25 protein-coding genes and 1 tRNA gene are annotated in these 26,256 nt (G+C 60.2%); 1 reads left to right on the plus strand and 25 read right to left on the minus strand.

The genetic code is table 11. The features are described 5' to 3' along the window. Positions 1-89: 89 nt before the first annotated feature. From CFB10_RS16865 to CFB10_RS16935, 15 genes are all read right to left on the minus strand, one after another. A complete protein-coding gene (locus CFB10_RS16865) occupies positions 90-1,100 on the minus strand; it encodes an ABC transporter ATP-binding protein (RefSeq protein WP_026363439.1) in 1,011 nt (336 codons plus the stop codon). A gap of 12 nt (positions 1,101-1,112) precedes the next feature. Then, on the minus strand, positions 1,113-2,180 hold the full coding sequence (locus tag CFB10_RS16870; protein ID WP_020009418.1) for an ABC transporter ATP-binding protein: 1,068 nt from the start codon (positions 2,178-2,180) through the stop codon (positions 1,113-1,115). A gap of 138 nt (positions 2,181-2,318) precedes the next feature. Then, positions 2,319-3,224 carry an ABC transporter permease gene (locus CFB10_RS16875; RefSeq protein ID WP_026363440.1) on the minus strand — a complete coding sequence of 302 codons (906 nt, stop codon included), beginning with the start codon at positions 3,222-3,224 and terminating at the stop codon, positions 2,319-2,321. Further along, positions 3,214-4,158 carry an ABC transporter permease gene (locus tag CFB10_RS16880; protein ID WP_026363441.1) on the minus strand — a complete coding sequence of 315 codons (945 nt, stop codon included), beginning with the start codon at positions 4,156-4,158 and terminating at the stop codon, positions 3,214-3,216. Before CFB10_RS16880 ends, CFB10_RS16875 begins: the two co-directional genes overlap by 11 nt. 70 nt (positions 4,159-4,228) lie before the next feature. Then, entirely contained in the window at positions 4,229-4,717 is a 489-nt protein-coding gene (cueR, locus tag CFB10_RS16885) for a Cu(I)-responsive transcriptional regulator (protein ID WP_020009421.1), read from the minus strand. 11 nt (positions 4,718-4,728) lie between these two features. Beyond that, entirely contained in the window at positions 4,729-5,739 is a 1,011-nt protein-coding gene (locus CFB10_RS16890; protein ID WP_020009422.1) for a 2Fe-2S iron-sulfur cluster-binding protein, read from the minus strand. A 12-nt stretch (positions 5,740-5,751) separates the two neighbouring features. Beyond that, entirely contained in the window at positions 5,752-8,256 is a 2,505-nt protein-coding gene (locus tag CFB10_RS16895; protein ID WP_020009423.1) for a heavy metal translocating P-type ATPase, read from the minus strand. Positions 8,257-8,409: 153 nt separating this feature from the next. Next, positions 8,410-8,495 (minus strand) — tRNA-Leu (locus CFB10_RS16900). A gap of 135 nt (positions 8,496-8,630) precedes the next feature. Continuing rightward, the gene (locus CFB10_RS16905) at positions 8,631-9,359 is read right to left on the minus strand and encodes a thermonuclease family protein (RefSeq protein ID WP_026363442.1); all 729 of its coding nucleotides are present in this window, start codon (positions 9,357-9,359) and stop codon (positions 8,631-8,633) included. A gap of 163 nt (positions 9,360-9,522) precedes the next feature. Next, on the minus strand, positions 9,523-10,056 hold the full coding sequence (locus CFB10_RS16910; RefSeq protein WP_026363443.1) for a MerR family transcriptional regulator: 534 nt from the start codon (positions 10,054-10,056) through the stop codon (positions 9,523-9,525). A 274-nt stretch (positions 10,057-10,330) separates the two neighbouring features. Next, on the minus strand, positions 10,331-10,669 hold the full coding sequence (locus CFB10_RS16915; protein ID WP_003502236.1) for an integration host factor subunit alpha: 339 nt from the start codon (positions 10,667-10,669) through the stop codon (positions 10,331-10,333). Between the two features lie 244 nt (positions 10,670-10,913). After that, the gene (locus CFB10_RS16920; RefSeq protein WP_026363444.1) at positions 10,914-11,885 is read right to left on the minus strand and encodes a beta-ketoacyl-ACP synthase III; all 972 of its coding nucleotides are present in this window, start codon (positions 11,883-11,885) and stop codon (positions 10,914-10,916) included. Positions 11,886-11,889: 4 nt separating this feature from the next. Then, on the minus strand, positions 11,890-12,951 hold the full coding sequence (gene plsX / locus CFB10_RS16925; RefSeq protein ID WP_026363445.1) for a phosphate acyltransferase PlsX: 1,062 nt from the start codon (positions 12,949-12,951) through the stop codon (positions 11,890-11,892). Between the two features lie 99 nt (positions 12,952-13,050). Continuing rightward, the gene (locus CFB10_RS16930) at positions 13,051-13,614 is read right to left on the minus strand and encodes a DUF177 domain-containing protein (RefSeq protein WP_026363446.1); all 564 of its coding nucleotides are present in this window, start codon (positions 13,612-13,614) and stop codon (positions 13,051-13,053) included. An 8-nt stretch (positions 13,615-13,622) separates the two neighbouring features. Continuing rightward, a complete protein-coding gene (locus CFB10_RS16935; RefSeq protein WP_020009429.1) occupies positions 13,623-14,162 on the minus strand; it encodes a ubiquinol-cytochrome C chaperone family protein in 540 nt (179 codons plus the stop codon). Positions 14,163-14,432: 270 nt separating this feature from the next. On the opposite strand from CFB10_RS16935, the gene CFB10_RS16940 reads away from it, so the two are divergent. Further along, a complete protein-coding gene (locus CFB10_RS16940) occupies positions 14,433-14,963 on the plus strand; it encodes an outer membrane protein assembly factor BamE (RefSeq protein ID WP_003502231.1) in 531 nt (176 codons plus the stop codon). A gap of 74 nt (positions 14,964-15,037) precedes the next feature. Here CFB10_RS16940 and CFB10_RS16945 read toward each other — a convergent pair whose 3' ends face one another. From CFB10_RS16945 to CFB10_RS16990, 10 genes are all read right to left on the minus strand, one after another. After that, on the minus strand, positions 15,038-17,176 hold the full coding sequence (locus CFB10_RS16945; RefSeq protein ID WP_026363447.1) for a sodium-translocating pyrophosphatase: 2,139 nt from the start codon (positions 17,174-17,176) through the stop codon (positions 15,038-15,040). 218 nt (positions 17,177-17,394) lie between these two features. Beyond that, positions 17,395-18,618, minus strand: coding sequence for an MFS transporter (locus CFB10_RS16950; protein WP_020009431.1), 1,224 nt, complete (start codon positions 18,616-18,618; stop codon positions 17,395-17,397). A gap of 21 nt (positions 18,619-18,639) precedes the next feature. Next, entirely contained in the window at positions 18,640-19,137 is a 498-nt protein-coding gene (gene nusB / locus CFB10_RS16955; RefSeq protein WP_020009432.1) for a transcription antitermination factor NusB, read from the minus strand. Positions 19,138-19,141: 4 nt separating this feature from the next. Further along, on the minus strand, positions 19,142-19,588 hold the full coding sequence (gene ribH / locus CFB10_RS16960) for a 6,7-dimethyl-8-ribityllumazine synthase (protein ID WP_020009433.1): 447 nt from the start codon (positions 19,586-19,588) through the stop codon (positions 19,142-19,144). Between the two features lie 177 nt (positions 19,589-19,765). After that, positions 19,766-20,398, minus strand: coding sequence for a LysE family translocator (locus CFB10_RS16965; RefSeq protein WP_020009434.1), 633 nt, complete (start codon positions 20,396-20,398; stop codon positions 19,766-19,768). A 285-nt stretch (positions 20,399-20,683) separates the two neighbouring features. After that, the gene (locus CFB10_RS16970) at positions 20,684-21,295 is read right to left on the minus strand and encodes a riboflavin synthase (RefSeq protein WP_020009436.1); all 612 of its coding nucleotides are present in this window, start codon (positions 21,293-21,295) and stop codon (positions 20,684-20,686) included. Beyond that, on the minus strand, positions 21,295-22,539 hold the full coding sequence (gene ribD / locus CFB10_RS16975) for a bifunctional diaminohydroxyphosphoribosylaminopyrimidine deaminase/5-amino-6-(5-phosphoribosylamino)uracil reductase RibD (protein ID WP_020009437.1): 1,245 nt from the start codon (positions 22,537-22,539) through the stop codon (positions 21,295-21,297). The genes CFB10_RS16970 and ribD overlap by 1 nt, the downstream gene beginning before the upstream one ends. A 2-nt stretch (positions 22,540-22,541) precedes the next feature. Next, positions 22,542-23,021: a transcriptional regulator NrdR gene (nrdR, locus tag CFB10_RS16980; RefSeq protein ID WP_003502218.1), complete on the minus strand. Its 480-nt coding sequence runs from the start codon at positions 23,019-23,021 to the stop codon at positions 22,542-22,544. 12 nt (positions 23,022-23,033) lie between these two features. Further along, positions 23,034-24,323, minus strand: a complete 1,290-nt coding sequence (glyA, locus tag CFB10_RS16985; protein ID WP_020009438.1) for a serine hydroxymethyltransferase — start codon at positions 24,321-24,323, stop codon at positions 23,034-23,036. Between the two features lie 353 nt (positions 24,324-24,676). Continuing rightward, on the minus strand, positions 24,677-26,008 hold the full coding sequence (locus tag CFB10_RS16990) for a murein L,D-transpeptidase (RefSeq protein WP_020009439.1): 1,332 nt from the start codon (positions 26,006-26,008) through the stop codon (positions 24,677-24,679). Positions 26,009-26,256: the final 248 nt, after the last annotated feature.

The following is a 26,256-nucleotide window of genomic DNA, read 5'->3' on the forward strand; positions in this document are numbered from 1 at the left end:
TTGTACTCGGAATTTTATTCCGATATTAGTTCGCAAACACACAATTCATCTGTTTTTACAGCAACAGAAAACTGTAACTGCGTTATCCGTCAGCCCAATTCCCGCCAGCGGTGGCAGCGGGCAAAATGTTCGCCGGAAACGCCTTCCAGAACAGGTTCTACCTCACCGCATATCTCGGTCGCATATTTGCAGCGGGTGTGGAATTTGCATCCATCAGGAGGATTGAGAGGGCTCGGCAAATCACCGTCCAGAAGCATTTCCGGTGCATATAGCCCGGTCTCGTCCAGCATTGACGATGCTATGAGCGCCTTGGTGTAGGGATGTTTCGGCGCCCGGAAAAGCTCCTCACGGTCAGCGATTTCAACGACGCGCCCGAGATACATCACGGCGATGCGATCGCAGAGATAACGCACCACGCGCAGGTCATGAGAAATCATCAGAACCGTCAAACCGTGACGGCGCTTCATGTCCATCAGAAGGTTCAGGATCTGTGTGCGCATCGAGGCGTCGAGAGCTGATGTCGGTTCATCGCAGACGAGGAAGCTCGGATTGAGAAGCAGCGCACGGCCGATGACGACGCGCTGCAACTGGCCGCCGGAACACTGGCTCGGATAACGATCAAAAAAAGAGCCGTCGAGACCGACCTCTTCCAGCATCCGGAAAACCCGGGCCGTGCGCTCCTCGCGCGTGCCGATGCCATGCTGGGCAAGCGGCGCTTCCATGCTCTGGCCGATGCGCATGCGCGGATCGAGTGCGGAATAAGGGTCCTGAAACACCAGCTGCACGACCCGGCGCATACGCCGGAGCGCCTCGCCCTGCATGTGCAGCATATCGTTCTGCCCGATGCTGACCTCGCCTTTCGTTGCGTGGGTCAGCCGCGTGATCAGCCCGGCAACCGTGCTTTTGCCGCATCCGGATTCACCAACGAGGCCCAGCACTTCCCCCTCGCCGATCGTCAGGGAAACATCGTCGACGGATTTCACCACACGGTGACCAAAGCCGGATATGGGATAATATTTGCAGAGGTTCTTCGCGACCACAAAGGGCCGGCTCCTGTTTTCCGCCGGTGGCGGGATCTGTGTCGTCGCTGTCGATAACATTGTCGCCCTCCCTCAGCAGACCGTGTGGCTGGCATGATCATGAGCGGCATGATCGTGACCGACCGCCCAGCATCGCGCCTTGCGCCCTTCGGGCAAGGCATTCAGATCCGGTTCCGACGCCATGCAGCGGCCGCCCATGCCTGCCGAGTTGGCAAGCGTGCAGCGCGGATGAAACCGGCAGCCGCAGGACATGTCATGGGCCTGCGCGCTCGAACCGGGGATCGTCAGCAATTGACCCTCGCTGTCGGTGGTCAAAAGCGAACAGCTGATAAGCGCCTTGGTATAGGGGTGCTGCGGCGACTTGAGGATCGCCTGGGTCGGCCCCTCCTCGACGATGCGGCCGGCATACATCACCGCGATCCGGTCCGCGAAAGCGGCGACGACCGAGAGATCATGGGTAATCAGCAGCGTGGCAAGCCGGCGTTTGCGGCGTTCGTCATCAAGCAGGCGGAGTATCTGCGCCTGAACGGTGACATCAAGCGCCGTCGTCGGTTCGTCGGCGATCAGAAGCTGCGGATTGCCTGACAGTGCGGCGGCAATCATGACACGTTGCGCCATGCCGCCGGAAAGCTCGTGCGCAAAGCATTGCGCCCGCGCCGACGGATCGGGAATGCCGACATCGGACAGGAGGCCGACGACCCGGTCGAGAGCCGCGTGCCGGCTCATTTTACGGTGTATCCAGAGCGGCTCGGCAACCTGCGTCCTCACCCGGCTGGTCGGGTCGAGCATGGCCTGCGGCTGCTGGAACAGCATGCTGATATCGGCACCGCGCAGCGCGTCGAGTTCTGAGGATGAAAGAGCGAGAATATCGCGCCCGGCAAAGGAAATGCGGCCGGAATTGATTTCCGCGCCCTGCGGCAAAAGTCGCATCAGCGACAGCGCCGTCATGCTCTTGCCTGACCCGGATTCGCCGACGAGAGCGACGACTTCGCCGGCGTTGACGGAAAGCGTCAGGCCCGAAATAACAAACTTGCGGCCGTTTTGCGCCGGCACAGAAACGTGCAGGTCCTCGATCTCCAGAAGCGGTGCGCATTCGGGAGACATGGCCGTCCTGGCAAGCGTTTGTCCTTCGATATTCATAAGAGTTCCCCTTATTTTTATTGAATCGGAGGCATTACGTATTTTCATGCGGCTTCAGACGATATTACTCTCCTTCCAGCTCCGTTGCGTCATCTATGTTTGACAATCGTCAAATCCGTCATTGCCCGCCCGCAGGCGTCAATGACCGTTGGTTTTCTTTGTTTCCAGATTGAGGCCATGGCCGATCCATGTCACGCTGAGCGCTGCAAGGAAGATCGCCAGACCCGGTGCGATAACGAGAACGGGCATCCGCTCCGCATAGGCCTGCGCGTCGGCCAGCATCAGCGCCCAGTCGGCGGCCGGCGGCTGTACGCCAAGGCCCAGAAACGACAACCCGCCAACCGTGATCAGCTTGTGGCCAAAGCGCAGGAACGCCACCGCCGCAATCGGCCAGATCGTGTTCGGAATAATATGCCGGAAGATGATGAAGCGCCGTGTACAGCCTAGCACCTCGGCTGCGCGGATATATTCGCGTGAATTGATCGAGAGCGTCAGTCCCCGCGCCAGCCGTGCAAAAGGTGTCCAGCCGACGATCGTCAGCGACGCGATCAGCGTTCCATATCCCGGGCCGAAGATGGCCACGAGGAAAATCGCGATTACCACATCAGGTATGGCGATGAGCAGGTCCACGATGCGCATCAGCACCTCGTCGAGGATGCCGCGGCTGCGGCCGCTGATAATGCCGATGAAGGTTCCGATCACAACCGACAGAATGACGGTGATGGCGGCAATGGTGACCGTGAAGCGGCCGCCGATCAGCAGCCGGCTGAGCACATCGCGGCCCAGGTGGTCCGTTCCCAGCCAGTAGAGGGCGCTTGGCGCGTTCAACCGCAGACGCAGGTTCTGCTTTGCAGGATCATAGGGCGAAATCCACGGCGCGATGACCAGCAGCAGGATGATGACGAGAAAGATCGCCGCGCCCGCATAGAAGGTCCAGTGACGGCAGCGGATGAAATCCGTGAACCGGGACAGGTTCGAGGGGCGCTTGGGCATGGTCATCGGCATGGCGGCGACTGGCGCGCTCGGAAAGTGGCTAATGGTCATGGTGACCTCGCATTGCTGGATTGATCAGGACATAGAAGCTGTCGGCCAGGGTATTGACCAGAATGGACAGGGCCACGATGCAGATGAAACCGCCCTGCAGCATCGGGATGTCGCGATTGACGACGGCGTCGTAGAGAAGCCGGCCCATGCCGGGAATGGCGAAGATCACTTCCACGACCACCGATCCGCCAAGCAGGCCCGCAAGCCACAGGGCGAAGAAAGTAACCACCGGCAGCGAACCGTTGCGGATGCCGTGGCGCATCACCGTGCCATGCATGCCAAGGCCGCGGCTGCGCGCCGCCGTGATATAGGGCGCGCGTAAAACCTCGGCCATGGCGGCGCGTGTCACCTGCGTGAAATAGGCGAGCGGCCGCAATGTCAGGGTCAGCGCCGGAAGCACGAGGGAACGCCAGCTATCCCATCCCGCCGACGGCAACCAGCCGAGATAGAGCGCAAAGACCAGTGCCGACATGGGCGCGAACCAGTATTCCGGCGTTGCGACGAAAGTCTGGATCATCAGCGTCGCGAAATTGTCCAGCCGCCCACCCGGACGCATCGCCGCCAGCGTGCCGAGCGGCAGGGCGACGGCGATCGCGAACGCCAGCGCCGTCAGCGCCAGTGTCACCGACACCCAGAGCGACCGCATAAGCTCGGCAGCCACAGGCTGGCTGCTGGTAAAAGAAAACCCAAGGTCGCCACGCAACGCATTCGACAGCCATGCGAAATATTGCACATAAAGCGGCCGGTCGAGCCCGAGACTGGCCCGGAGCGCCTCCACCGCATGTGGATCGAGCGCGGTGTCGCGCATGCGTGAAAACAGGATAGTGCGGGCCGGATCACCGCCCGCCATATAGGGCAAAAGAAACGCGATGACGGAAACGATCGCCAGCATCAGGCACAGAATAAGGAAGCGCTGTATTATCTGTATCCACATGGCCTTGTCTCCTTCACCGCAATTGGCATTTCCACTGCAATCAACGCTCGCCCCCGAAGGAGGCGGCCGCTTATTTCGCCAGGCGCTGTAAATCCATCACCGGCCCGGACGTACCCTTCAGCATGCCGGACCGTTTGGGCACGACAGCCACCGGTGCAAAATCGACATCTTCGGAATGGGCCAGATCATGAATGATCGGGCACTCCGGCTCGCCATTGTCGGGGCAATAGGTTGCAAGGTTTCGAAGCGTGTCCGCCATCTCCCGAAGCGTATGCATCTTCGCTTCCAGATCGATGACATGTTCCATGACGATGCGTTTGACATCACAGGAGGCGCCACCCGGATCGCGCCACAGGGTCATGAGCTGCCTGATCTTTTCGATGGAAAAACCGAGATCACGTCCGCGGCGAATGAAGCGCAGCGTTTCCAGATCATTGGCCGTGTAGACCCTATACCCGGAATCCGTGCGGTTTGCCGATTTGATCAGACCGATCATCTCGTAGTGCCTGATCATCTTTGCAGAAACGCCGGAGGCGGTGGCGGCTGTGCCAATGTTCATCGATCCTGCTCCTATCTTTCCGGGGTGAAAAATACATCTGCATGAATGTCTGTGGCGCGCATGCCGCGCGCCAGAAGCTGCGGCACCGTCGCCTCGATCATGGCCGGCGGTCCGGCAATATAGGCTTTCCAGCCATCGAGATCGTCGAAATCACTCGCCACGGCGGCACCGACATAACCGCACCTGATATCGGCATGGTCTTCATGCGAGAGAACCGGAACGAAGCTCAGATTGCCATGCTGCGATGCGAGGTCCCCGAAGCGGTCGAGCATATAGAGATCACGCTGCGCGCGCGCGCCGAAATAGACATGAACCGGGCGTTCACGGCCCGTTGCAAGCGCTGCCTCGACAACCGCCTTGACGGGGGCAAGCCCCGACCCGCCGGCGATGCCGAGGATGGGCCCACAATGTTTCTCCCGCAGGAACGAAGAACCGAAAGGCCCCACGATCGTCACGGGATCACCCGCCCTGGTGAGCGAAAAGATACGGCCGCTCGTCGTGCCGCCGGGAACGTGCCGGATGTGAAATTCGATCAGTTCCTCATCCACCCGGCTGGCGATGGAGTAGTCACGCGGCGAACAGTCCGCATAAAGCAGGCGCACATATTGCCCAGGCTTGAAGGCAAACTGCCCGCGCTCGTCGAGCCGGATGCGGATGAGCTTGATATCATGCGTGGCATCCACCGCTTCCGCAACCACGCCCTCAAAGCGGCCGGTCGGAATATCGGCGATCTCATCCGCCCCATCGAGCCAGCTGATCGTCATGTCGCTTAACGGCACGGCCCGGCAGGCGAGCGTCAGGCCGTCGGCCTTTTCCTCTTCTGTCAAGGAGAAGGGCGTGTGCTTGAGAAGATCGATCTCGCCGGAAATGAGATGCGATTTGCAGGCCCCGCAGCGGCCCATGCGACAGCCATGCGGATAGGTGACGCCAGCGGCCAATGCGGCCTGAAGCACGGTTTCACCCTGCGCCGCCATGATGCTGCGCCCGATCTGCGGCAGATAAATTGTGTTGCCAGGCGTCATCACATCCGCCTCCTATTCGGCCGCTGCGAGCTGCATGCCCGCCGGTCTGTCCACCAGCGGTGCACGGAAGCTTTTCAGGCGCAGCGCGTTCGTCAATACGAAGACGCTGGAAAGCGCCATGGCTCCGGCAGCAAGGACAGGCGACAGCAGAACGCCGTTGACAGGATACAATATTCCGGCCGCCACGGGAACGAGAGCAGCGTTGTAAGCGAAGGCCCAGAACAGATTCTGGCCGATATTGCGGATGGTCGCCTTGGAGAGCGCGATGGCGTTGGCGACGCCGCGCAGATCGCCCGACATCAGCACAACGTCGGCGCTTTCAATCGCGACATCCGTACCCGTGCCGATGGCAAGCCCGACATCGGCCGCAGCAAGCGCCGGTGCATCATTGATCCCATCCCCGACAAAGGCGACACGTCGCCCGCCGGCAGCGAGCCTTTTGACGGCCTCGACCTTGCCGTCGGGCAGCACTTCCGCCACCACCTCATCAATACCGAGACGGCGGGCTATAGCTTCGGCAGTGCGGCGATTGTCACCGGTGATCATCGTGACCTTGAGGCCCAGCGCATGCAGCGCCGCAATCGCCTCCGGGGTCGTCTGCTTGATCGGATCGGCAACGGCGATGATCGCGGCCAGCCTGCCATCGACGGCGGCATAAAGCGGCGACTGCCCTTCCCTGCCCAGCCTTTCGGCATCATCGGCAAACATCGCAACGTCATAACCGAGCTTCGTCATGAACCGGTCTGCGCCCGCTTCGACCCTGCGGCCGTCAACCATGGCTGCAACACCAAAACCGGGGGTCGCTTCGAAACCTTCCGCATCGGCAAGCGTCAGGCCGCCATGTTTCGCCGCCTCGACGATCGCCTCCGCAATCGGATGTTCGGAATGGTTCTCCAGCGAGGCGACGAGGCGAAGCACCTCATCCGCATCGAAGCCCTGCGTCGTGGTGAAATGCACCAGCTTCGGCTTGCCGAGCGTCAGGGTGCCGGTCTTGTCAACGGCGATCACGTCTGCATCGCGCAGCGTCTGAAGCGCATCGCCCCGGCGGAACAGCACGCCCATCTCGGCGGCGCGGCCGGTGCCGACCATGATCGAGGTCGGCGTGGCAAGGCCCATGGCGCAGGGACAGGCGATGATGAGAACTGCAACCGCGTTGACGAGCGCGAAGGTCAAGGCCGGATCAGGCCCAAAGATGAACCAGACCGTGAAAGTGGCGAGTGCGGCCAGCATGACAGCCGGCACGAACCAGTTGGTGACCTTGTCGACCAGCGCCTGAATGGGCAGCTTGTCGGCCTGCGCTTCCTCCACCATGCGGATAATTTGGGCGATCAGCGTATCGGCGCCCACCTTGGTTGCGCGGAAGGTGAAGGAGCCATTGCGGTTCACCGTGCCGCCGACAACCTCGGAACCCGCCGTCTTGGTGACCGGGACCGGCTCGCCAGTGATCATCGATTCATCGACATAAGAAGAACCGCTGAGAACCAGCCCATCGACCGGCACTTTCTCGCCGGGGCGAACCACGATCACATCGCCGGTGCGCACATCCTGCAACGGCACATCGACGGTTTCACCATCGCGCAGCACGCGGGCGGACTTCGCCTGCAGGCCGACGAGCCGCTTTATCGCCTCGCTGGTGCGGCCTTTGGCGCGCGCTTCGAGGAATCGGCCGAGAAGGATGAGCGTGACGATGACCGCCGCCGCCTCATAATAGACATTGGCCGTGCCACGCGGCAGGATTTCGGGCAGGAAAGTTGCCGCCACCGAAAATCCCCAGGCGGCGGCGGTGCCCAATACGACGAGCGAATTCATGTCCGGCGCCAGCCGCAGCAGTGCAGGAATACCTTTTTTAAAGAAGCGCAGGCCGGGCCCGAACAGGACCAGTGTCGTCAACACGAATTGCAGATACCAGCTTTCCTGCATGCCAACCGTTTCCATCACGAACTCATGGATGGCGGGCACCAGATGCGAACCCATCTCCAGCACGAAGACTGGCAACGTCAGCGCAGCGGCCACGGCAAGGCTGATTTTCAGGCTGCGCAGTTCCGTGGCGCGTCTATCCTGCTCGACATCACCGGCCTTGTCGGCGATGCTTTCCTTCGCCGTATAGCCCGCCCGCTTGATCGCCTCCGCCAAGGTGGCGGCGGAGGCGGCATTGCCGGCCACGCGGATGGTGGCGCGCTCGGTCGCCAGATTGACGGTCGCACCGGAAACACCGGAAACAGCCTTCAGCGCCTTTTCAACACGACCGACGCAGGAGGCACAGGTCATGCCTTCGATATCGAGCTCGATGGTTTTTTCTTCGACGCCATAACCCGCATTCCGGACCGCCGCGATCACGGCCGGCACGTCGGGCGGTCCGGAAAAGGAGACGTCAGCGCGTTCCGTCGCGAGATTGACCGAGGCCTTCAAAACACCCGGCACCTTGGCGATCGCCTTTTCCACGCGGCCGACACAGGAGGCGCATGTCATGCCATCGATCGCAATCTGATGACTCGCCCGGATCTCCATTTGTGACATGCGTATGACCCCTCTTTTCTTGTGTTAAAAAAAAGATAGGGCTTCCCATCGTGGCAAGGTCAATAGGGTCTTGTTGATGATTTTCAAGAAGAGACGACGCACCCGTGAACGGGCGTTTTTTATTGGCAGAGATGGAAGATCAAGGAGCGTTGATGGTGCGGACGGCGGGACTTGAACCCGCAAGACCAATGGTCGGCAGATTTTAAGTCTGCTGCGTCTACCGATTTCGCCACGTCCGCATTGCCGCGCCTTGCACCATTGCGGTCAAGTCGCTGCAAAAAGTCGTCATCCTTCGGGTGTCCGGCACGAGGCCTCGATCCCAAACGCGACTGAGCCTCATCTACACAGGCCGGACCGTTTCGGTCAATTGGGCCTTAGCCACACCAGGACTGATTTTTTGCCGATGCCGGGTGGGCGAGCCCTTCCCGCACGAGTTGATCGGCGAAGGATACGCCCGAACGCGAAAGCCGTTTCCGTTCCGTGGCTTGCCCGCCCGCGGTCCCGGAAGAGCTCACATCGAAGGCGCCGGCATTCAGCATGTCGCGAAGCCTGACCTTTGCAACGAAACCGCGCTGGCGCTCTTCCATGCAGCGCGCCCGGTCGATCTGCGGAACCTCGATGCCGGCGAGCTGCATCTTCACGCCCTTCATCCAGAAAGTGTTGCCGTCGGCCACGCAATTATTGAGGCCTGAGCGGCCGCAGAAGGCAAAGGCGCCGCTTTTTTCGCCGAGCGAGATTTTTTCGACCGAAGGACGCGTTTCCGGCAGAATAGCTGCGACCTGGCTCGGCTGCGAGGCGGAAGGCATGGCGATCGGGCGCGGCGGTACCGGTCCGTTGCCGGGCAGAGCCGGCGATGCGGGGCGAATGGATGCGACTTTCTCGGCCGTGACCATATCGCGCTTGGCGGTTGTCGCGACTTTCGGGGAATTCGTGGCCGGAGATGTCGCCTTCGCAACATGGCGCTGCGGCAGAAGGCTGTCGCGATGTTCGTAAGCCTGAATGCCGCCGGCAACGACGCCCAGCATCAACACCCATGGCCAAACGCTGCCGCCGCTCGATTTCTTCGCCGTGCGGCGTCGCGCTGTCGGTTTTCGGTTGCTCACGATCGGACTCCTTTCAACGGAGCCGCATTATCGGCCAAAGGAGTTTCCGAAAAGTTGGCATTCCCGAGCGTTTTCGTTTTTCAGAGAAACGGTGAAACGCCCTAACTCTTTGTTTTCTCGAATTCCCACATGGGAAACGCTTAAAAGAGCTGTGGATAAATTGTTAGCGAACCTGATCGAGAAGGCGTTTGCATTCGAGGAGATCGAACAGGGCTTCCTGCAAAAGCGCCTGATCGTCCTTGCCGATGCTCGACTTGCCGACCGATATTTCGGCATCGCTGTTGCCGCCGCCGAAGCCGAAAAACCGGCCGCTCGGCTTGGCCTTCGGACGGCCGACCACCTCGTCCCCATCGGTATCAACGACGCGCGGCTCGGCGATTTCCTTTTCCCCGCTCGCCGCCATGATGGCTTCCATGGTCGCGAGATCACCGGAGGCGATCGCCGCAACGAAGCGGTTGCCGTTGGCCTTCAGGAGTTTTTGCACGCCCTTGATGGTGTAGCCATGGTCATAAAGAAGATGGCGGATACCCTTCAGAAGATCGATATCGTCAGGGCGGTAATAACGGCGGCCCCCACCCCGTTTCATCGGCTTGATCTGCGGAAAGCGTGTTTCCCAGAAACGCAGCACATGCTGCGGCAGGTTTAGCTCATCCGCCACTTCACTGATCGTCCGAAACGCGTCGGGGCTTTTATCCAAATTTCCACTCCCATCCGAACCGGAGAATCATGCATCCGGCCGGACACTGAACGAGAACGCTTTTCACCCACCGATCAAACACCACGCGAAATCGGTTACGATCCCGCGCCGACGCCGTTGCGGCGAGATACAAATCACTAAAATTGATTATGATGTGAGTCGACCGGATTTCAACGGCTTGCACGTTGAAATTCAAGTATGTTCACAAGAAGAATGGGGAAAAAGGCTTGCTATATGGCAAAAAAGGCGTGTCTCTGCGACCTTGAGTGAGGGATTACGCCCCCGCCTTCTGGCCCTTCTGCTTGGCCTTGCGAGCCGTATGGGCCTTCAGAATGCGCTGCTTCAACACATTCGAGGCCTTGAAGGTCATGACGCGGCGCGGCGAAATCGGAACTTCCTCACCCGTTTTCGGGTTGCGGCCGATGCGCTCGTTCTTTTCCCTGATCTGGAAAGTTGCGAAGGACGAAAGCTTGACGACCTCGCCGCGGGTGATCGCGTTGCAAATCTCGTCGATGATCGTTTCGACCAGTTCGGCGGATTCGGTGCGGGACAGCCCGACTTTACGAAACACAGATTCTGCAAGATCTGCGCGTGTCACTGTCTTCCCGGCCATTTTTCCCCACAAACCGTGTCTGAATTTTTCTCTAGGAGCCGCCGAGATTATTTCCCTTGTGGCGACCGGTCAAGGGATTGTTCCAGATTCATTTGAGGCTTTCGGCAATCAGTGCAAGGGCTTAGACTGACTGATACGGTTTTGACACAGGCTCGGGTCGCCCGGGCGCTTCTGACCGGGGCGTGAGCGCGAAAATCACAACCGATTTCGCACCGGCGCCCCGGCAAACGCGCAAATCACGCCCTTACCAGCGCAGCAGCACCGCACCCCAGGTGAAGCCGCCGCCCATGGCCTCCAGCATGACAAGATCGCCCTTCTTGATGCGTCCGTCGCCGGCCGCAACGGCAAGCGCCAGCGGAATGGAGGCGGCCGAGGTATTGCCGTGCTGATCGACGGTGATGACGACCTTTTCCGGGTCGATGTTGAGCTTCTTCGCCGATCCGTCGATGATACGCTTGTTGGCCTGATGCGGAACCAGCCAGTCGAGGTCATCGGACGTCGTGCCCGTGGCCTCGAAGGCCTGTTCGATCACGTCGGTGATCATGCCGACGGCGTGCTTGAACACCTCCCGGCCTTCCATGCGCAGGTGACCGACCGTGCCTGTCGTGGAAGGTCCGCCATCGACATAGAGCTTTTCCTTGTGCGAACCGTCGGAGCGCAGCTGCGCGGTAAGGATGCCGCGATCGTCGGACGTCCCCTCGCCTTCGCCGGCTTCCAGAATCAGCGCGCCGGCGCCATCACCGAAGAGAACGCAGGTTGTGCGGTCCTTCCAGTCGAGGATACGCGAGAAGGTTTCGGAACCGATCACCAGGACACGCTTGGCCATGCCGCCGCGAATATAGAGATCGGCGGTCGATACGGCATAAACGAAACCGGAGCAGACCGCCTGCATGTCGAAGGCGAAACCATGGGTCATGCCAAGACGGTTCTGGATGTTCACGGCCGTTGCCGGAAAGGTGTTATCAGGGGTCGAGGTGGCCAGAATGATGAGGTCGATATCATCAGGTGTCAGGCCGGCATTGTCGAGCGCGGCACGCGCGGCAGCTTCGCCGAGGGACGCGGTCGTTTCACCTTCGCCGGCGATATAGCGCTGCCTGATGCCCGTGCGCTGCACGATCCATTCGTCTGATGTTTCGACGACACCTTCAATTTCGCTGTTGGTCATGACACGCTTCGGAAGCGCTGCCCCGAAACCACGGACTATAGAGCGGATCATTCCCTTATTCCTCGTCAGCCACGAGAGCTTCGGGCGCCGGGGGCGGAAGCCGTCTTGCGTGGTAAATCTTCAGATCATTTTCAATCTTGGCCGTCAGGCCGTTGTGAACCATGTCGTAGCCGACATCGACAGCCGACGCAAAACCAACGGCGTCCGTACCCCCGTGGCTCTTGATGACAATGCCGTTCAGGCCCAGAAATACGCCGCCATTGACCTTGCGCGGGTCCATTTTTTCGCGAAGTACATCAAAGGCGCTTTTCGCCAGGACATAACCGATCTTGGCGAAGAAGCTGCGGGAGATCGCCTCACGCAGGAGCGTGGTGATCTGGCGTGCGGTGCCTTCTGCGGCTTTGAGCGCAATGTTGCCGGTAAAACCTTCGGTCACCACAACATCCACCGTACCCTTGCCGATATCGTCGCCTTCAACGAAACCGCGATAGTCGATGGTGCCGAGATCGGCCTCGCGGATAAGCCGTCCGGCCTCGCGCACCTCTTCCTGACCCTTGACTTCCTCTACGCCGACATTGAGCAGGCCGACGGTGGGGCGGTCGATATCGAAAAGCGCGCGCGCCATGGCGCCGCCCATCAGGGCAAAATCCAGAAGCTGCTGGGAATCGGCGCCGATCGTCGCACCAATGTCGAGCACGATGCTTTCGCCCTTCAGCGTCGGCCAGATGCCGGCAATCGCCGGTCGTTCCACCCGCGCCATGGTGCGCAAACAGAATTTGGCCATGGCCATCAGCGCGCCGGTATTGCCGGCGGAAACGGCGACATCCGCTTCGCCGAGCTTCACCGCCTCGATGGCGCGCCACATGCTGGAGACGTAGCGGCCGCGGCGCAGCGCCTGGCTCGGCTTCTCGTCCATGCTGACCGAGACTTCACAATCGTGAAAGACCGACTTTTCCCGAAGTGCGGGATATTGTGCCAGAATGGGGTCGCATTTGCTCTTCTGCCCGTAGAGCAGAAAAGTTACATCGTTGTGCCGTTCAAGCGCCTTGGCGGCACCGGGTATGGCAACATCTGGGCCGAAATCGCCACCCATGACGTCAATTGCAATTCTGATCACTCGTCCCTTATCCTTCTTGCCGCCACTCAGGCGGTTTTGCGCGAAAATACCTTTTCCGGCCTTTGTTACAATAAAATTATTTCAGCCCGGCGGGGCCATTCAGTCTTTTTTCCAATCTTTCAGCACGGCAAAGGGCGATGGGCGCTTTTCTTCTTCGGGCTCTTTTTCGGTCGCTTCGGCAAATTCCGCATCCGCTTTGCGCGGATAGGGATCGATCGCAAGGGCGGCAAATTCGGCAACCACGGCGCCGACATCGATGCTGTCGCCGGTGAACTGGTCGGGAATATCGGGGCCATCAGGATCAAGCACGATCTCGCCTTCCTCGTTGGTGACCATCCGCGCCAGTTTCGATCCTTCCGGAACGAAAATCTGCTCGACGGTCTCGTCGATCTTGCTCGAGACCGGCTCCAGCGTAACGATGCAGGATTGGGTCACAGCCGCATGCACCTCACCCTTGATCTTCACGCCATCCTTCTTCCAGCGGGAAACCTGCAGCTCCGCCTTCAGATATTCGACGGAAACCACATCCCAGAATTTCGCCAGCGCCTTCAGTTCCTCGGCACTGGCTTCGAGACCAATCCTGACGGGATTGGCGGAAATATGGCCTACCTTTACGGGATAGGAAAAAGGCAGGTCGTCATTTGCGGCGTGTCGCGCGTTCATCGTGAACCTCATCGTACAGGCAAGGGCAGCGTCAGGCTTCCGGTTGCTATTGTCTCTTCGGACTGGGCGGCAAGGGCTGCGGATGCTTCCATCATCCAGCCCGCCAACCCCTCCATATCGGGGGCCTTGTCGTCTACCTGCGGATATATATTGCGCCGGAGCGCTGCGGCAAGAGCGGGGCGGTCGGAAGCATCCAGCGCCGCCGCGTAGGATTCGAGCCGCCCATAAAACATGCCGGCGAATTTCTTCATGCGTTTCGGCACGCCCTGGTCACCGATTCCCAGCTCACGGATGGAATGGTCGATATCCTGAAAAAAGGCGTCGACGATCTCCTGGGCGATTTCCTGACCGCTGACACCGGATGATTTGGTGCGGCGGAAATAGAGAATCATGATCGCCGAGAGCATCTCGAAACGGCCCATGACCGTGTCGGGCACACCGAGGTCGAGATAAAATCCGGGCGTGCGGGCGGTAGCCGTCAAGGTCGCATATTGCCGGTCAACTATGGCGCGATTGTTGTTTTTCTTCTTGAACAGCCCGAATATCATCTTTTTTTTCCGAACCGGACGGGTGAATTCGCTTACCGCCCATCGCACTTGTTGCATGATTGTCAAAGCTGGTTTACCGAAGCATCCACGAATTGCAATGCTGTCACGGTCACGTTCGTCTTTGGGCTGAAACAGTCGAAGAGAACCGGGGGAGTTCCAAAAGGCCGGGAAAGCATTGAATTTGGGGGGTGATCGGGATTTTCCGTCCCCGGATTGACACAATCATGTGCACAGACACTGTGCACCACGCAATGCCGGAAGGTGCCATTCATGATCGCAGTCGGGGAAAAGCAGTTGAGCAAGCAGAAATCCGCAAGTCACGGCAAAATTCTGAGCAAGACCGCCATCGCAATCGTGCTCGCATCCGGCCTGCTTTCCGCCTGCAGCAGCACAACCGATGTGTTCCATAACGGCTATGTCATGGACGAGCAGTCGCTCCAGCTGATCCCTGAGGGTTCCAGCCGTGAGCAGGTTCTGCTGACCATGGGCACGCCCTCCACGACGGCGACCTTCGGCAACGAGGTTTTCTACTACATCTCGCAGAAGCGCGTGCGCCGCGCGGCCTTCATGAAGCCGGCGCTGGTCGAACAGAACATTCTGGCGATCTATTTCAACAAGGACGGCGTCATCGAGCGCAAGGCCAACTACACGCTGCAGGACGGCAAGGTCTTCGACACGATTTCGCGCACCACGCCGACCGGCGGCAAGGACCTCACCTTCCTGCAGCAGCTGCTCTCCGGCGGCACCTCCGGCGCGAACATCGCCAAGAGCATTCTCGGTCAGGGCAACAACACCCCCTGACCTCGGCAGGAACGGAAAAATCAAAGGCCCGGGGATCGCTCCCCGGGCCTTTTCATTTGTCGGAACCTTAGCTCTCAGTGGGCAAGAACAGCAAGCAGCAGCAGCGCCACGATATTGGTGATCTTGATCGCCGGGTTGACGGCGGGACCGGCGGTGTCCTTGTAGGGGTCGCCGACCGTGTCACCGGTCACAGACGCCTTGTGGGCGTCCGAACCCTTGACGTGGCGCACGCCGTCCTTGTCGATGAAACCGTCTTCGAAGCTCTTCTTGGCGTTGTCCCATGCACCGCCACCCGAGGTCATGGAAATCGCCACGAAAAGGCCGTTGATGATGACACCGAGCAGCGATGCACCAAGTGCAGCAAAGGCCGAGGCCTTGGAGCCCGAAATCAGCAGCACACCGAAATAAACGACGAGCGGCGCCAGAACCGGCAGGAGCGACGGGATCACCATTTCCTTGATCGCCGCGCGTGTCAGCAGGTCCACGGCCCTGCCATAATCAGGCTTTTCCGTTCCGGCCATGATGCCCGGCTTTTCGCGGAACTGGCGGCGCACTTCCTCCACGATCGAGCTTGCCGCCTTGCCCACCGCCGTCATGGCGATGCCGCCAAAGAGATAGGGGATGAGGCCACCGAACAGCAGACCGGCAACGACGTAAGGATTGGCGAGGCTGAACGATATTTCGCCAATGTCCTTGAAGTAGGGATAGGTATCGCCATTGGCGGCGAAATAGGACAGGTCGTTGGAATAGGCCGCAAACAGCACCAGCGCGCCGAGACCGGCCGAACCGATCGCGTAACCCTTGGTGACGGCCTTGGTGGTGTTGCCGACGGCGTCCAGCGCATCCGTCGCCTTGCGCACATCGGGGTCAAGACCGGCCATTTCGGCAATGCCGCCGGCATTATCAGTCACCGGGCCGAAGGCGTCGAGCGCCACGATCATGCCCGCGAGACCAAGCATGGCGGTGACCGCGATGCCGGTGCCGAACAGGCCGGCCAACTGATAGGTTCCGATGATGCCGCCAACGATGACGATGGCGGGCAGCGCCGTCGATTCCAGCGAGACCGCAAGGCCCTGGATGACGTTGGTGCCGTGACCGGTGACCGACGCCTGGGCGATGGAGTTGACCGGCCGCTTGTTGGTGCCGGTATAATATTCGGTGATGACGACGATAAGCGCTGTCACGACGAGACCGACCAATCCGCAGAAGAAGAGGTTGGTGCCGGTGATCTCCATTCCGGCCACCGTGCCCACCACTCCCCAGCCGACCGTCGCATGAGTAGCGACCGCAAGACCGGCAACCGAGAAAACGCCGGTGGCGATGAGCCCTTTGTAGAGCGCGCCCATGATGGAGTTGTTGGTGCCGAGCTTGACGAAGAAGGTTCCGGCAATCGAGGTCAGGATGCAGGCGCCGCAAATCGCCAGCGGATAGACCATGGCGCTTTCCAGTATCGGCGTTCCCGCAAAGAAGATCGCGGCCAGAACCATGGTCGCAACGACAGAGACGGCATAGGTCTCGAAGAGGTCGGCCGCCATGCCGGCGCAATCGCCGACATTGTCGCCGACATTGTCAGCGATCGTTGCCGGGTTGCGTGGATCGTCCTCGGGAATGCCGGCCTCGACCTTGCCGACGAGATCGCCGCCGACATCCGCACCTTTGGTGAAGATGCCGCCGCCGAGACGGGCGAAGATGGAGATCAGCGATGCGCCGAAGCCGAGCGACACCAAAGCATCGATCACCTCACGCGATCCGGCCGGATGACCCATCACCGACGTCAGGACGAAATAATAGATGGAGACGCCGAGCAGCGCGAGGCCTGCGACCAGCATGCCGGTGATGGCGCCCGACTTGAAGGCGATATCGAGACCGGCGGAAAGGCTGTGGGACGCCGCCTGCGCGGTGCGCAGATTGGCGCGCACCGAGACATGCATGCCGACAAAACCGGCCGCACCCGAAAGCACCGCGCCGATGAGGAAGCCGATGGCCGCCATGGATGACAGCAGATACCAGGCAAGAACAGCGACGATCAGTCCGACGACGGCGATGGTGAGATATTGACGGGTGAGATAAGCCTGCGCACCTTCACGGATAAAACCTGCTATTTCACGCATACGCTCGTTGCCCTGATCGGCATCGAGAACGCTTTTGGTGGCCCATACCGCGTAAACCACGGACAGGACACCGCATAAAATTACTATGGGTATTACGGTCATGCGCACTTACCTCCCAAAAGGCCGGGTCTCACTCCCTCCCCGGCGCGGCGAAACCTTGTGCAGGGAGATGCGGACGGCCTGTCCCAAATCCCGTCTTGGGCATTTGTTCCCCTCCCAAGGAAAAATGTCCTCGGAGCGGAGATTGCGTTGGCGCAAGGTGCCGCGTCAAGCCCACAAATTTGCCTGAAACTTGAAAGGCGTAGAGAGCGGCGCAGAACTCAGGCGGCTTTTTTTTGCTTCGTGAGGATGAGCGACAGGACAAGCAGAAGGCAAAGCCCGGCAACCGGCCAGATGACGAGGTTCATCACCGACCAGCCCCAGGCCGTAAACACCTTGCCGGAAGAGAAGGACGACAGCGCCACCGTGCCGAACAGCACGATATCGTGGAAGCCCTGCACCTTGTCCGCCTCATGCGGGCGGTAACTTGACGTGATGATGGCGGTTGCGCCGATGAAGCCGAAATTCCAGCCGAGGCCGAGCAGGATAAGCGCCGCCCAGAAATTCCACAGCTCTATGCCCATATGCGCGACAATGGCGCAGGCCATCAGCACAATGAGGCCGGAAGCGACGATTTTTTCCGCACCGAATCGGGAAATCAGCATGCCGGTGAAGAAACTCGGGGCGAACATGGCGAGAACGTGCCACTGAATGCCGAGCGTGGCGAGTTCGGTCGGGAAACCGCAGCCGACCACCATGGCAAGCGGTGCGCCTGTCATCATGAAGGTCATCAAGGCATAAGAGCCGATGCCGCAGATCATGCCGGTGGCGAAACGCTGCGTGCGGACAATCTCCGAAAGCGGCCTTACCGGGTCGGCATGGGCGGCGGCAGCCTTGGGGTCAGGCAATTTCAGAAATGCCAGAATGACGATCGAAACGAGGCCGAGCGGAACGAGGGCCAGAAAAGCGCCGGCAAAGGTGACCGGCGCAAGCAAATCCTTGCCGAAGATGGCAAGCTGGGGGCCGACGATGGCGGAAATGATGCCGCCGGCCAGAATCCAGGAGATCGCCTTCGGCTTGTAGAAGGAAGGAGAGGCATCGGCCGCGGCGAAGCGGATTTTTTGCGTGAAACCGCCGGAAATGCCGATCAGCAGCAGGCCGACGGCAAACAGCCAGAAATCCGACCGGAAGAGCGCCGCCGCAGCAATGCCGCCGCCGATGGAGCACATCAGCGCGCCGACCATGAAGCCTGCCTTGCGGCCTAGAAAGCGGGACGCGGCCGCCACGCAGATCGCACCGAGCGCGACACCGATATTAAAGCCGGTGAGCGGCGCGGTTGCCAGTGACTTGTCCGCACCGAGCAGCTGATAACCGGCAAGCGCGCCGACCGAAAAGCTCAAGGGCGCGGCCGATCCCATGATCGCCTGCGCCATGGTGAGAAGGAAGACGTTGCGCTTCGCTTCGTCCAGTTGAACTTCAAGTCCGGGGACGGAAACTGCGCTCATCTCTTCCTCACCTGTTTTACTTCAGCGTTTTGCCTCGCCGCGCACCTGCTTGGCAATGCGGTCCAGAACCGCATTCACCAGCTTGGGCTCGTCATGCTCGAAGAAAGCACGGGCAATTTCAACATATTCCGTAACGATGACGGCGACCGGCACGTCCTTGCGCTCAAGGATTTCGAAGGCGCCGGCACGCAGGATGGCGCGCACGGTGGCATCGAGACGCGACAGCGGCCAGTCTTCCAGAAGTGCGGAGCGCACAAGCGGGTCGATCTTCGTCTGATCGCGCACGACGCCGGAGACGATCGAACGGAACCACGAAGGGTCCGCCTTCAGGTAGGTATCGCCGTCGACTTCCTGGCCGAGACGATGCGCCTCATATTCAGCAACGACTTCCATCACGCCGGTTCCGCCGACATCCATCTGGTAAAGCGCCTGCACGGCCGCAAGGCGGGCCGCGCCGCGCTGGTTGGCGGGCTTTACCGAAGGCTGGCGCGGTTCGCCGCCATTATCAACATTCGACATGCGTTCAGCCACCCAGTTTTTTCTTGAGCTTGATCATGGTCAGCGCCGCGCGGGCGGCGAAACCGCCCTTGTCCTTGTCGGAGCGGCGCACACGCGCCCAGGCCTGTTCGTCATTTTCGACGGTGAGGATGCCGTTGCCGATAGGCAGCGATTCGCTGACGGCGAGATCCATCAGCGCGCGGGAGGATTCGTTGGAAACGATGTCGAAATGGTAAGTCTCGCCGCGAATGACCATGCCAAGCGCAACAAAACCATCATATTCGGTGCCGTCATTGTCGGCGCCGTCAAGCGCCATGGCGATGGCGGCAGGGATTTCCAGCGCGCCGGGAACGGTAATGACGTCATAGGTGGCGCCGGCTTCATCAAGCGCAAACTTCGCGCCTTCGAGAAGAGCATCGGCCATATCGTCGTAAAAACGTGCTTCCACGATAAGAAGATGAGGTTTGGACATCTGAGGGTTCCTGGGGATTTTCCCGAAAAGCTTAACGCCGGATCATACCGGCTTTTGCGGCGGTCAAACCACGGCTGGCTGTTTTTGGCAAGTAATTTCATATATCAGCGGCGCAAGGGGCCGCGTTTGCAGGGCATTTGGCCGGGTTTTTAACCTCCCGGCGCAGCTTCCCGAGAATCAGGTTTTCTGGAAGGCCAGATGGACGCCGAGCCCCATCAGCACCGTTCCGGCAGCGCGGCGGGCAAGCACCTGCACCGCGCTGGAACGCTTCAAACGCCCGACCATCGCCCCGGCCAGAAGCACGCCGACCAGATCGGCCGAGGAAAAAATGAAATTGACGGCGATGCCGAGGATCAGCAATTGCAGCCAGACCGGAAAGGCTGCTGCCGGATCAACGAATTGCGGCAGAAAGGCCAGAAAGAACAGCGCGGTCTTCGGATTGAGCACATCGACGATGATGCTGTCGATAAAGGCGCGGCGCGCCGACTTCGGCTCGATGGTCAGATTGACCGCCTCACCTTCAAGCTTGCTGCGCAGCATCGAGAAACCGAGCCACACGAGATAAAGCGCGCCGCAGAGCTTCACGGCGAGATAAAGCCAGGGAACGGCCTGAAACAGCACCGAAAGCCCCGCCGCAGAGGCAACAATGTGGAAATAACAGCCGACATGGATGCCAAGCACCGCCATCAACCCGGCAAACCGGCCGCGCGCCATGGTCTGCGCCGCCGCATAAAGCATGGCCGGACCGGGGATATAGGCAAACAAAGCGGTGGTTACGAAAAAGGCTGTCAGCAGTTCAAAAGACGGCATGATGTATGTCCCCTACCCCCGTTTGAATGAAACGGTTGAAGAGACGTCTTATAGTGTTTTGAGCTTCATCGGAAGCAAGGCAGCGACCAATATGCGATTTGGCCTACTCGTCGCTTCGGTTCCGTCATGCCGGCCTTGAGCCGGTATCCAGTCGATGCGCGTCTGCGCGGCGACGATCCCTTTCAGCCCAAGGACTTGGGCTGGCTGGATTTCGGCTCATGGCCGCAATGACGGGAGGAGGAGGCGTCAGCGAGCATGATAACCCGCCAAGCCACCTTTTTCGGTTTACGCCGACGGAAATTCCGCAAGCCTTGCGGCGTAGCGGGCCATGGTGTCGACTTCGAAATTGACGAAATCGCCCGGCTGCCGTTCGCCCCATGTGGTGACGGTCAGCGTATGGCGGATCAACAGCACGTCGAAATCCGTGCCTTCGACGGCATTGACAGTCAGCGAGGTGCCGTCCAGCGCCACGGAACCCTTGGGCGCCACAAATTTCGCCAGATGCGCAGGCGCGCGCAGGCGGATACGCACCGCCTCACCTTCCGGTTCGACAGCCAATATTTCCGCCTTGCCATCGACATGGCCGGAGACGATGTGGCCGCCAAGCTCGTCGCCAATCTTGAGCGCCCGCTCGAGATTGACGTGAGTACCCTTCTGCCATCTGGCGATCGTCGTCAGGCGCAGCGCCTCCTCCCATGCCTCGACCTCATACCAACGCTCGTTGCTGCCATCATCAGGCAGCCTCGTCACCGTCAAGCAGATGCCGCCATGGGAGATGGACGCGCCCATATCGATGGTCTTGGGATCATAGTTGGTCGCCACCCGCAGACGAATGCCTTCGGCAAGAGCTTCAAGCTCAGAAACGGTTCCGACGTCGGTGACAATTCCGGTAAACATCAAATCGGCCTTTCATAATCGAAGCAGCGATCCGGCCCATAGGCGGTTTCGCTGATCAGAGCATAATCGCCCGTGATATCGGCACGGCCGAGCGGCGTTTCAATGCCGCCCTCACCGATCACAACAGGGCTTTCGAACAGCATGATACGGTCCACCAGATCAGCTTCAAGGAATGATTTTGCGGCAAAAGCGCCGCCTTCGACCAGAAGTTCCGACATGCCGCTTTCGGCGAGGATATGGAGGAGGTTTTCGAGGGTTGGGGCTTGCAGGATTTGGACGCCGGCGTCTGTTAGGAGTTGGCGTTTGAGCTCTGGGTTACCCCCCTCTGCCCTGCCGGGCATCTCCCCCTCAAGGGGGGAGATCGATGGGGCGCTGTCTTGCCCGACATCGACTGTCAGAGACCGAGAAACGGGGTCAAAATGTGAGCGAGCGGCCGGCCCCTTGCCGATCTCCCCCCTTGAGGGGGAGATGCCCGGCAGGGCAGAGGGGGGTAACGCCGCAATCACCACCGGAACTTCGCGCGCCGTCTTCACCAGCTTCGATGTCAGCGGCAATTCAAAATGTCGGTCTAGCACGATGCGCACCGGCGAACGCTCCTCCAAACCGGCAACGCGCACTGTCAGTTCCGGATCATCCGCAATCGCAGTCCCGATACCCACAAGGATGCAATCACAGCGCGCCCGGAGTTCATGCACGGCGTGGCGAGCCTCATGCCCTGTAATGGCCACCTGCCCCTCGCCTCTTCTGCCGATCATGCCATCGGCAGAAATGGCAAGCTTCAGAATCACATGTGGGCGTTTTTTCATCTGACGTGTGAGATAACCGGCAAGCGCTCTCTTGCCTTCGTCGCGGAGCAGGCCGGTTTCCACGACAATGCCCGCATCGCGCAATATCGCATAACCACGCCCGGAAACGCGTTCATCCGGATCATCCACCGCCACCACGACACGGGCGACGCCGTATTCCACCAGCGCATTGGCGCAGGGCGGGGTCTTGCCCCAATGGGAACAGGGTTCGAGCGTTACATAGGCGGTGGCACCGCGCGCGGCTTCGCCGGCCATCTCCAGCGCCTGCCGCTCGGCATGGGGGCGACCGCCCACGGCGGTGACCGCTTCAGCGATGATTTTTCCGTCTTTTACGAGAACGCAGCCGACCGAGGGGTTGGTCAGCGTCTGCCCCTGGTGGCGAAGCGAAATCTCGATGGCCCGCGCCATGAATCTTTCGTCATCGGCACGGCTCGTCACGTCTATGCTCCACCGTCCGTATCACGGGCAATCTTGGCGTTGATTTCGGCGATCACGTTCTCGAAGTCTTCGGCATGGCTGAAATCGCGATAAACCGAGGCGTAACGCACGAAAGCCACATCATCGAGGCTTTTCAGCGCTTCCAGAACCTGCAGGCCGATTTCTTCCGAGGGAATTTCCGTCTCGCCGGAACTTTCCAGACGGCGGGCGATGCCTGAGACGGCCCGCTCGATCCGGTCCCGGTCAACCGGGCGCTTGCGCAGCGCGATCTCGAAGGATCGCACCAGCTTTTCCCGGTCGAAAGGCAGCTTGCGGCCGCTTTTCTTGATGACCATCAGCTCGCGCAGTTGCACGCGCTCATAGGTCGTGAAGCGGCCGCCGCAATCCGGGCAGATGCGCCGCCGACGGATGGAGGTATTGTCCTCCGCCGGACGCGAGTCCTTGACCTGTGTGTCTTCGGAACCGCAGAATGGGCAGCGCATCGTCTCTTTTCCTTACATGTACGGATACATCGGGAAACGGTCCGTCAGGCCGACGACCTTTTCACGCACCGCAGCTTCAACGGCAGCGTTGCCTTCATCCGAATTGGCGACCTTCAGACCATCGAGAACTTCGACGATCAGCTTGCCGATTTCGCGGAATTCCGCTTCCTTGAAACCGCGCGTCGTGCCGGCCGGCGTACCGAGACGGACGCCAGAGGTAACGAAAGGCTTTTCCGGATCGAAAGGAATACCGTTCTTGTTGCAGGTGATGTAGGCGCGGCCGAGCGCTGCTTCCGCCCGCTTGCCGGTGGCGTTCTTCTTGCGAAGGTCGACCAGCATCAGGTGGTTGTCGGTGCCGCCGGAGACGACATCAAGACCGCCTTCGACCAGCGTTTCGGCCAATGTCTTGGCGTTCTTGACGACCTGTGCGGCATAATCCTTGAATTCCGGCTGCAGCGCTTCACCGAAGGCAACCGCCTTGGCGGCGATGACGTGCATCAGCGGGCCGCCCTGAAGGCCGGGGAAGACGGCGGAGTTGAACTTCTTGGCCAGATCCTCGTCATTGGTGAGGATCATGCCGCCACGCGGGCCGCGCAGCGACTTGTGCGTCGTCGTCGTGGCAACGTGGCAATGCGGGAACGGCGACGGATGCTGGCCACCGGCAACGAGACCCGCAATGTGGGCCATGTCGACCATGAGATAAGCGCCGACTTCATCGGCGATCTCGCGGAAGCGCTTCCAGTCCCAGATACGCGAATAGGCGGTGCCGCCGGCAAGGATAAGCTTCGGCCGGGTTTCCTTGGCCTTGCGCTCCACTTCGTCCATGTCGAGCAGGTTGTCGCCTTCACGCACGCCGTAGGACACGACGTTGAACCACTTGCCGGACATGTTGACCGGCGAACCGTGCGTCAGATGGCCTCCCGAGTTGAGGTCGAGACCCATGAAGGTGTCGCCCGGCTGCAAGAGCGCGAGGAACACGGCCTGGTTCATCTGCGAGCCGGAATTCGGCTGGACGTTGGCGAAGTTGACGCCGAACAGCTTCTTGGCGCGCTCGATGGCAAGCTCTTCAGCGATATCGACGAACTGGCAGCCGCCATAATAACGCTTACCCGGATAACCTTCCGCATATTTGTTGGTCATGATCGAACCCTGCGCTTCGAGCACGGCGCGGGAAACGATGTTTTCCGAGGCGATCAGTTCGATCTCGTGGCGCTGGCGACCCAGTTCCTTCTCGATCGCGCCGAAAATATCCGGATCGACTTCGGCAAGCGGACGGGAGAAGAAAGCATCTGTGTTCGACATGGTGAAGGCTCCTGAAACAGTAATGCGATGGCGTCTTAGCGCCCTGCCCGGACAAGAGCAATACGGGCAGCGAGATTTGCCCGTCAAACTGCGACGTTGCGGCAAAAAACGACAGTTGTTTTTATGAAAAACAGGATGCGACAGAAAATGAAGGCGGCACTGCGATGATTTGCGGCCGAGCTACACACTCGCGTCATCCTCGGGCTTGTCCCGAGGATCTGCAACGCTTCCATTTTACGCTAGGTGATTAGATCCTCGGGACAAGCCCGGGGATGACGGCGGAGGGGTTGGCCGCTTCCCGGCGACCACCTCTCCCCTGGCTCACAATTCCAAGCTGACGGCGAAAAGGACGATCAGTTGCGCGGCAGGAGATCGTCGTCCACCGCGCCGGCCGGCTGTTCCATGCCTGCCGTGGTGTTGAGCGCCAGTTCGGCATTGCCGTCCTTGCCGTAGATGTCGTCACGGAACTGAACAACGCCGTCCTTCGCCGACCATGCGGTGATGTAGACGAAATAAACAGGAACTTCCTGCGCCAGCTTGATCGGCGTGTTGACGCGGGTTGCGATGACGCGTTCCATTTCCTGACGCGACCAGCCGGGCGTGTCGCGCAGCAGCCAGCTCGTGAGGTCGCGCACGTTCTGCACGCGCACGCAACCGGATGATTCGAACCGCATCAGCTTGTTGAACAGGCCCTGCTGCGGCGTGTCGTGCATGTATTCGTTGTTCGGATTGTGGAAGTTGATCTTCGTCGAGGACATGGCGTTGATCTTGCCGGGGTCCTGGCGGAACATCAGGTTCGGGGCCTTCGGCGCGAACCAGTCGACCGCTGTCGGCGAAACTTCCTGCCCCTTGCCGTCGATGAGGCGGATGTTGTTCCGCTCCAGATAGGTCGGGTCCTTCTGCATCAGCGGCACGATGTCCTTTTCGACGATCGAACGCGGCGCTGTCCAGTAAGGATTGAGGATGACCTCATAGATCTTGGAATTGATGACGTGGGTCGGGCGGCTGGCGCGGCCGACAACGGCCGTGTTGCGCAGGACGACGCGTTCATTCTCAACCGCCTCGATGGCGGCGGCCGGAATATTCACCATCAGGTGACGCTGGCCGAGATCGCCCGACATGGACTGGATGCGCACGAGGTTGGTCTGCAGCTGCGCCAGGCGAATCTGCGCGGAAACATTGAGCGCCTTCGTGGTATATTCGCCGCTGACACCATCAGCCGGAAGGCCATGACGGGCCTGGAAACGCTTCAGAGCGCCATCCACATAGGAATCGAAAGCGCTGGAAATGCCGGCTTCGCGCGGCAGGTCGCCGGATACCATCAGTCGCTGGCGCAACGCCTGGACGGAAGGATCGGAGACGCCGATCTGGAGGCGCTGCTGGGACGCGGGTACTTCCGGCCAGCCGCCATTCTGCACGATCTGCTGATATTGCATGATCGCCTGCTGCATATAGACAGGGGCTTCGCGTCCGAGAACCGGATTATTGGAAACGACACCCACGGCCGAACGCGATGAATTGGCGTCGAACTGGTCATCCCAGTTGCCGCGGCGCGAAGAGCCCATGAGATCGTTGAGCGCATTCTGCGCAAAGGCCGGCGCGGCAAGTGCTGCAGCACCAACGGAAACGGCCGAACGCAGAAGCGCGCGGCGCGATACGGAATCGGAAACGGATTTCTTTGTCATTCTACCTACCAGCCACTCTCTTCGGCATCCTCAACGATGCCTAAATCAATATGATTAACAAACACGTACAACGTGTCTGCCGGCCGGTAATGCTCGATACGCCATGATCTTGGCGCTGGTGTCTGGCACAGCAGTCGAGGCTTGCCACGACAGCAGGAGAAACCGCCGGCTCCTATGCCTTTGCGCCTCCCATATCAATATGGCCGATTCGTGTCACGGCCCTCTTCTCACGAAGCTGTGTTCGCCTG

This window comes from Agrobacterium sp. 719_389 (assembly GCF_900188475.1).
In the GTDB taxonomy this organism is placed as follows: Bacteria; Pseudomonadota; Alphaproteobacteria; order Rhizobiales; family Rhizobiaceae; genus Agrobacterium; species Agrobacterium radiobacter.

Coding starts and splice junctions, on each gene's coding strand:
- CFB10_RS16930 (WP_026363446.1), bottom strand. CDS start 13,614: ATGAACGCGCGACACGCCGCAAATGACGACCTGCCTTTTTCCTATCCC.
- cueR (WP_020009421.1), bottom strand. CDS start 4,717: ATGAACATTGGCACAGCCGCCACCGCCTCCGGCGTTTCTGCAAAGATG.
- CFB10_RS16970 (WP_020009436.1), bottom strand. CDS start 21,295: ATGTTTACCGGAATTGTCACCGACGTCGGAACCGTTTCTGAGCTTGAA.
- ribH (WP_020009433.1), bottom strand. CDS start 19,588: ATGTCCAAACCTCATCTTCTTATCGTGGAAGCACGTTTTTACGACGAT.
- CFB10_RS16945 (WP_026363447.1), bottom strand. CDS start 17,176: ATGACCGTAATACCCATAGTAATTTTATGCGGTGTCCTGTCCGTGGTT.
- CFB10_RS16915 (WP_003502236.1), bottom strand. CDS start 10,669: ATGGCCGGGAAGACAGTGACACGCGCAGATCTTGCAGAATCTGTGTTT.
- CFB10_RS16895 (WP_020009423.1), bottom strand. CDS start 8,256: ATGTCACAAATGGAGATCCGGGCGAGTCATCAGATTGCGATCGATGGC.
- glyA (WP_020009438.1), bottom strand. CDS start 24,323: ATGTCGAACACAGATGCTTTCTTCTCCCGTCCGCTTGCCGAAGTCGAT.
- CFB10_RS16865 (WP_026363439.1), bottom strand. CDS start 1,100: ATGTTATCGACAGCGACGACACAGATCCCGCCACCGGCGGAAAACAGG.
- CFB10_RS16880 (WP_026363441.1), bottom strand. CDS start 4,158: ATGTGGATACAGATAATACAGCGCTTCCTTATTCTGTGCCTGATGCTG.
- CFB10_RS16875 (WP_026363440.1), bottom strand. CDS start 3,224: ATGACCATTAGCCACTTTCCGAGCGCGCCAGTCGCCGCCATGCCGATG.
- CFB10_RS16870 (WP_020009418.1), bottom strand. CDS start 2,180: ATGAATATCGAAGGACAAACGCTTGCCAGGACGGCCATGTCTCCCGAA.
- CFB10_RS16965 (WP_020009434.1), bottom strand. CDS start 20,398: ATGCCGTCTTTTGAACTGCTGACAGCCTTTTTCGTAACCACCGCTTTG.
- CFB10_RS16990 (WP_020009439.1), bottom strand. CDS start 26,008: ATGACAAAGAAATCCGTTTCCGATTCCGTATCGCGCCGCGCGCTTCTG.
- CFB10_RS16890 (WP_020009422.1), bottom strand. CDS start 5,739: ATGACGCCTGGCAACACAATTTATCTGCCGCAGATCGGGCGCAGCATC.
- nusB (WP_020009432.1), bottom strand. CDS start 19,137: ATGTCGAATGTTGATAATGGCGGCGAACCGCGCCAGCCTTCGGTAAAG.
- CFB10_RS16935 (WP_020009429.1), bottom strand. CDS start 14,162: ATGATATTCGGGCTGTTCAAGAAGAAAAACAACAATCGCGCCATAGTT.
- CFB10_RS16940 (WP_003502231.1), top strand. CDS start 14,433: ATGATCGCAGTCGGGGAAAAGCAGTTGAGCAAGCAGAAATCCGCAAGT.
- nrdR (WP_003502218.1), bottom strand. CDS start 23,021: ATGCGCTGCCCATTCTGCGGTTCCGAAGACACACAGGTCAAGGACTCG.
- CFB10_RS16950 (WP_020009431.1), bottom strand. CDS start 18,618: ATGAGCGCAGTTTCCGTCCCCGGACTTGAAGTTCAACTGGACGAAGCG.
- CFB10_RS16920 (WP_026363444.1), bottom strand. CDS start 11,885: ATGATCCGCTCTATAGTCCGTGGTTTCGGGGCAGCGCTTCCGAAGCGT.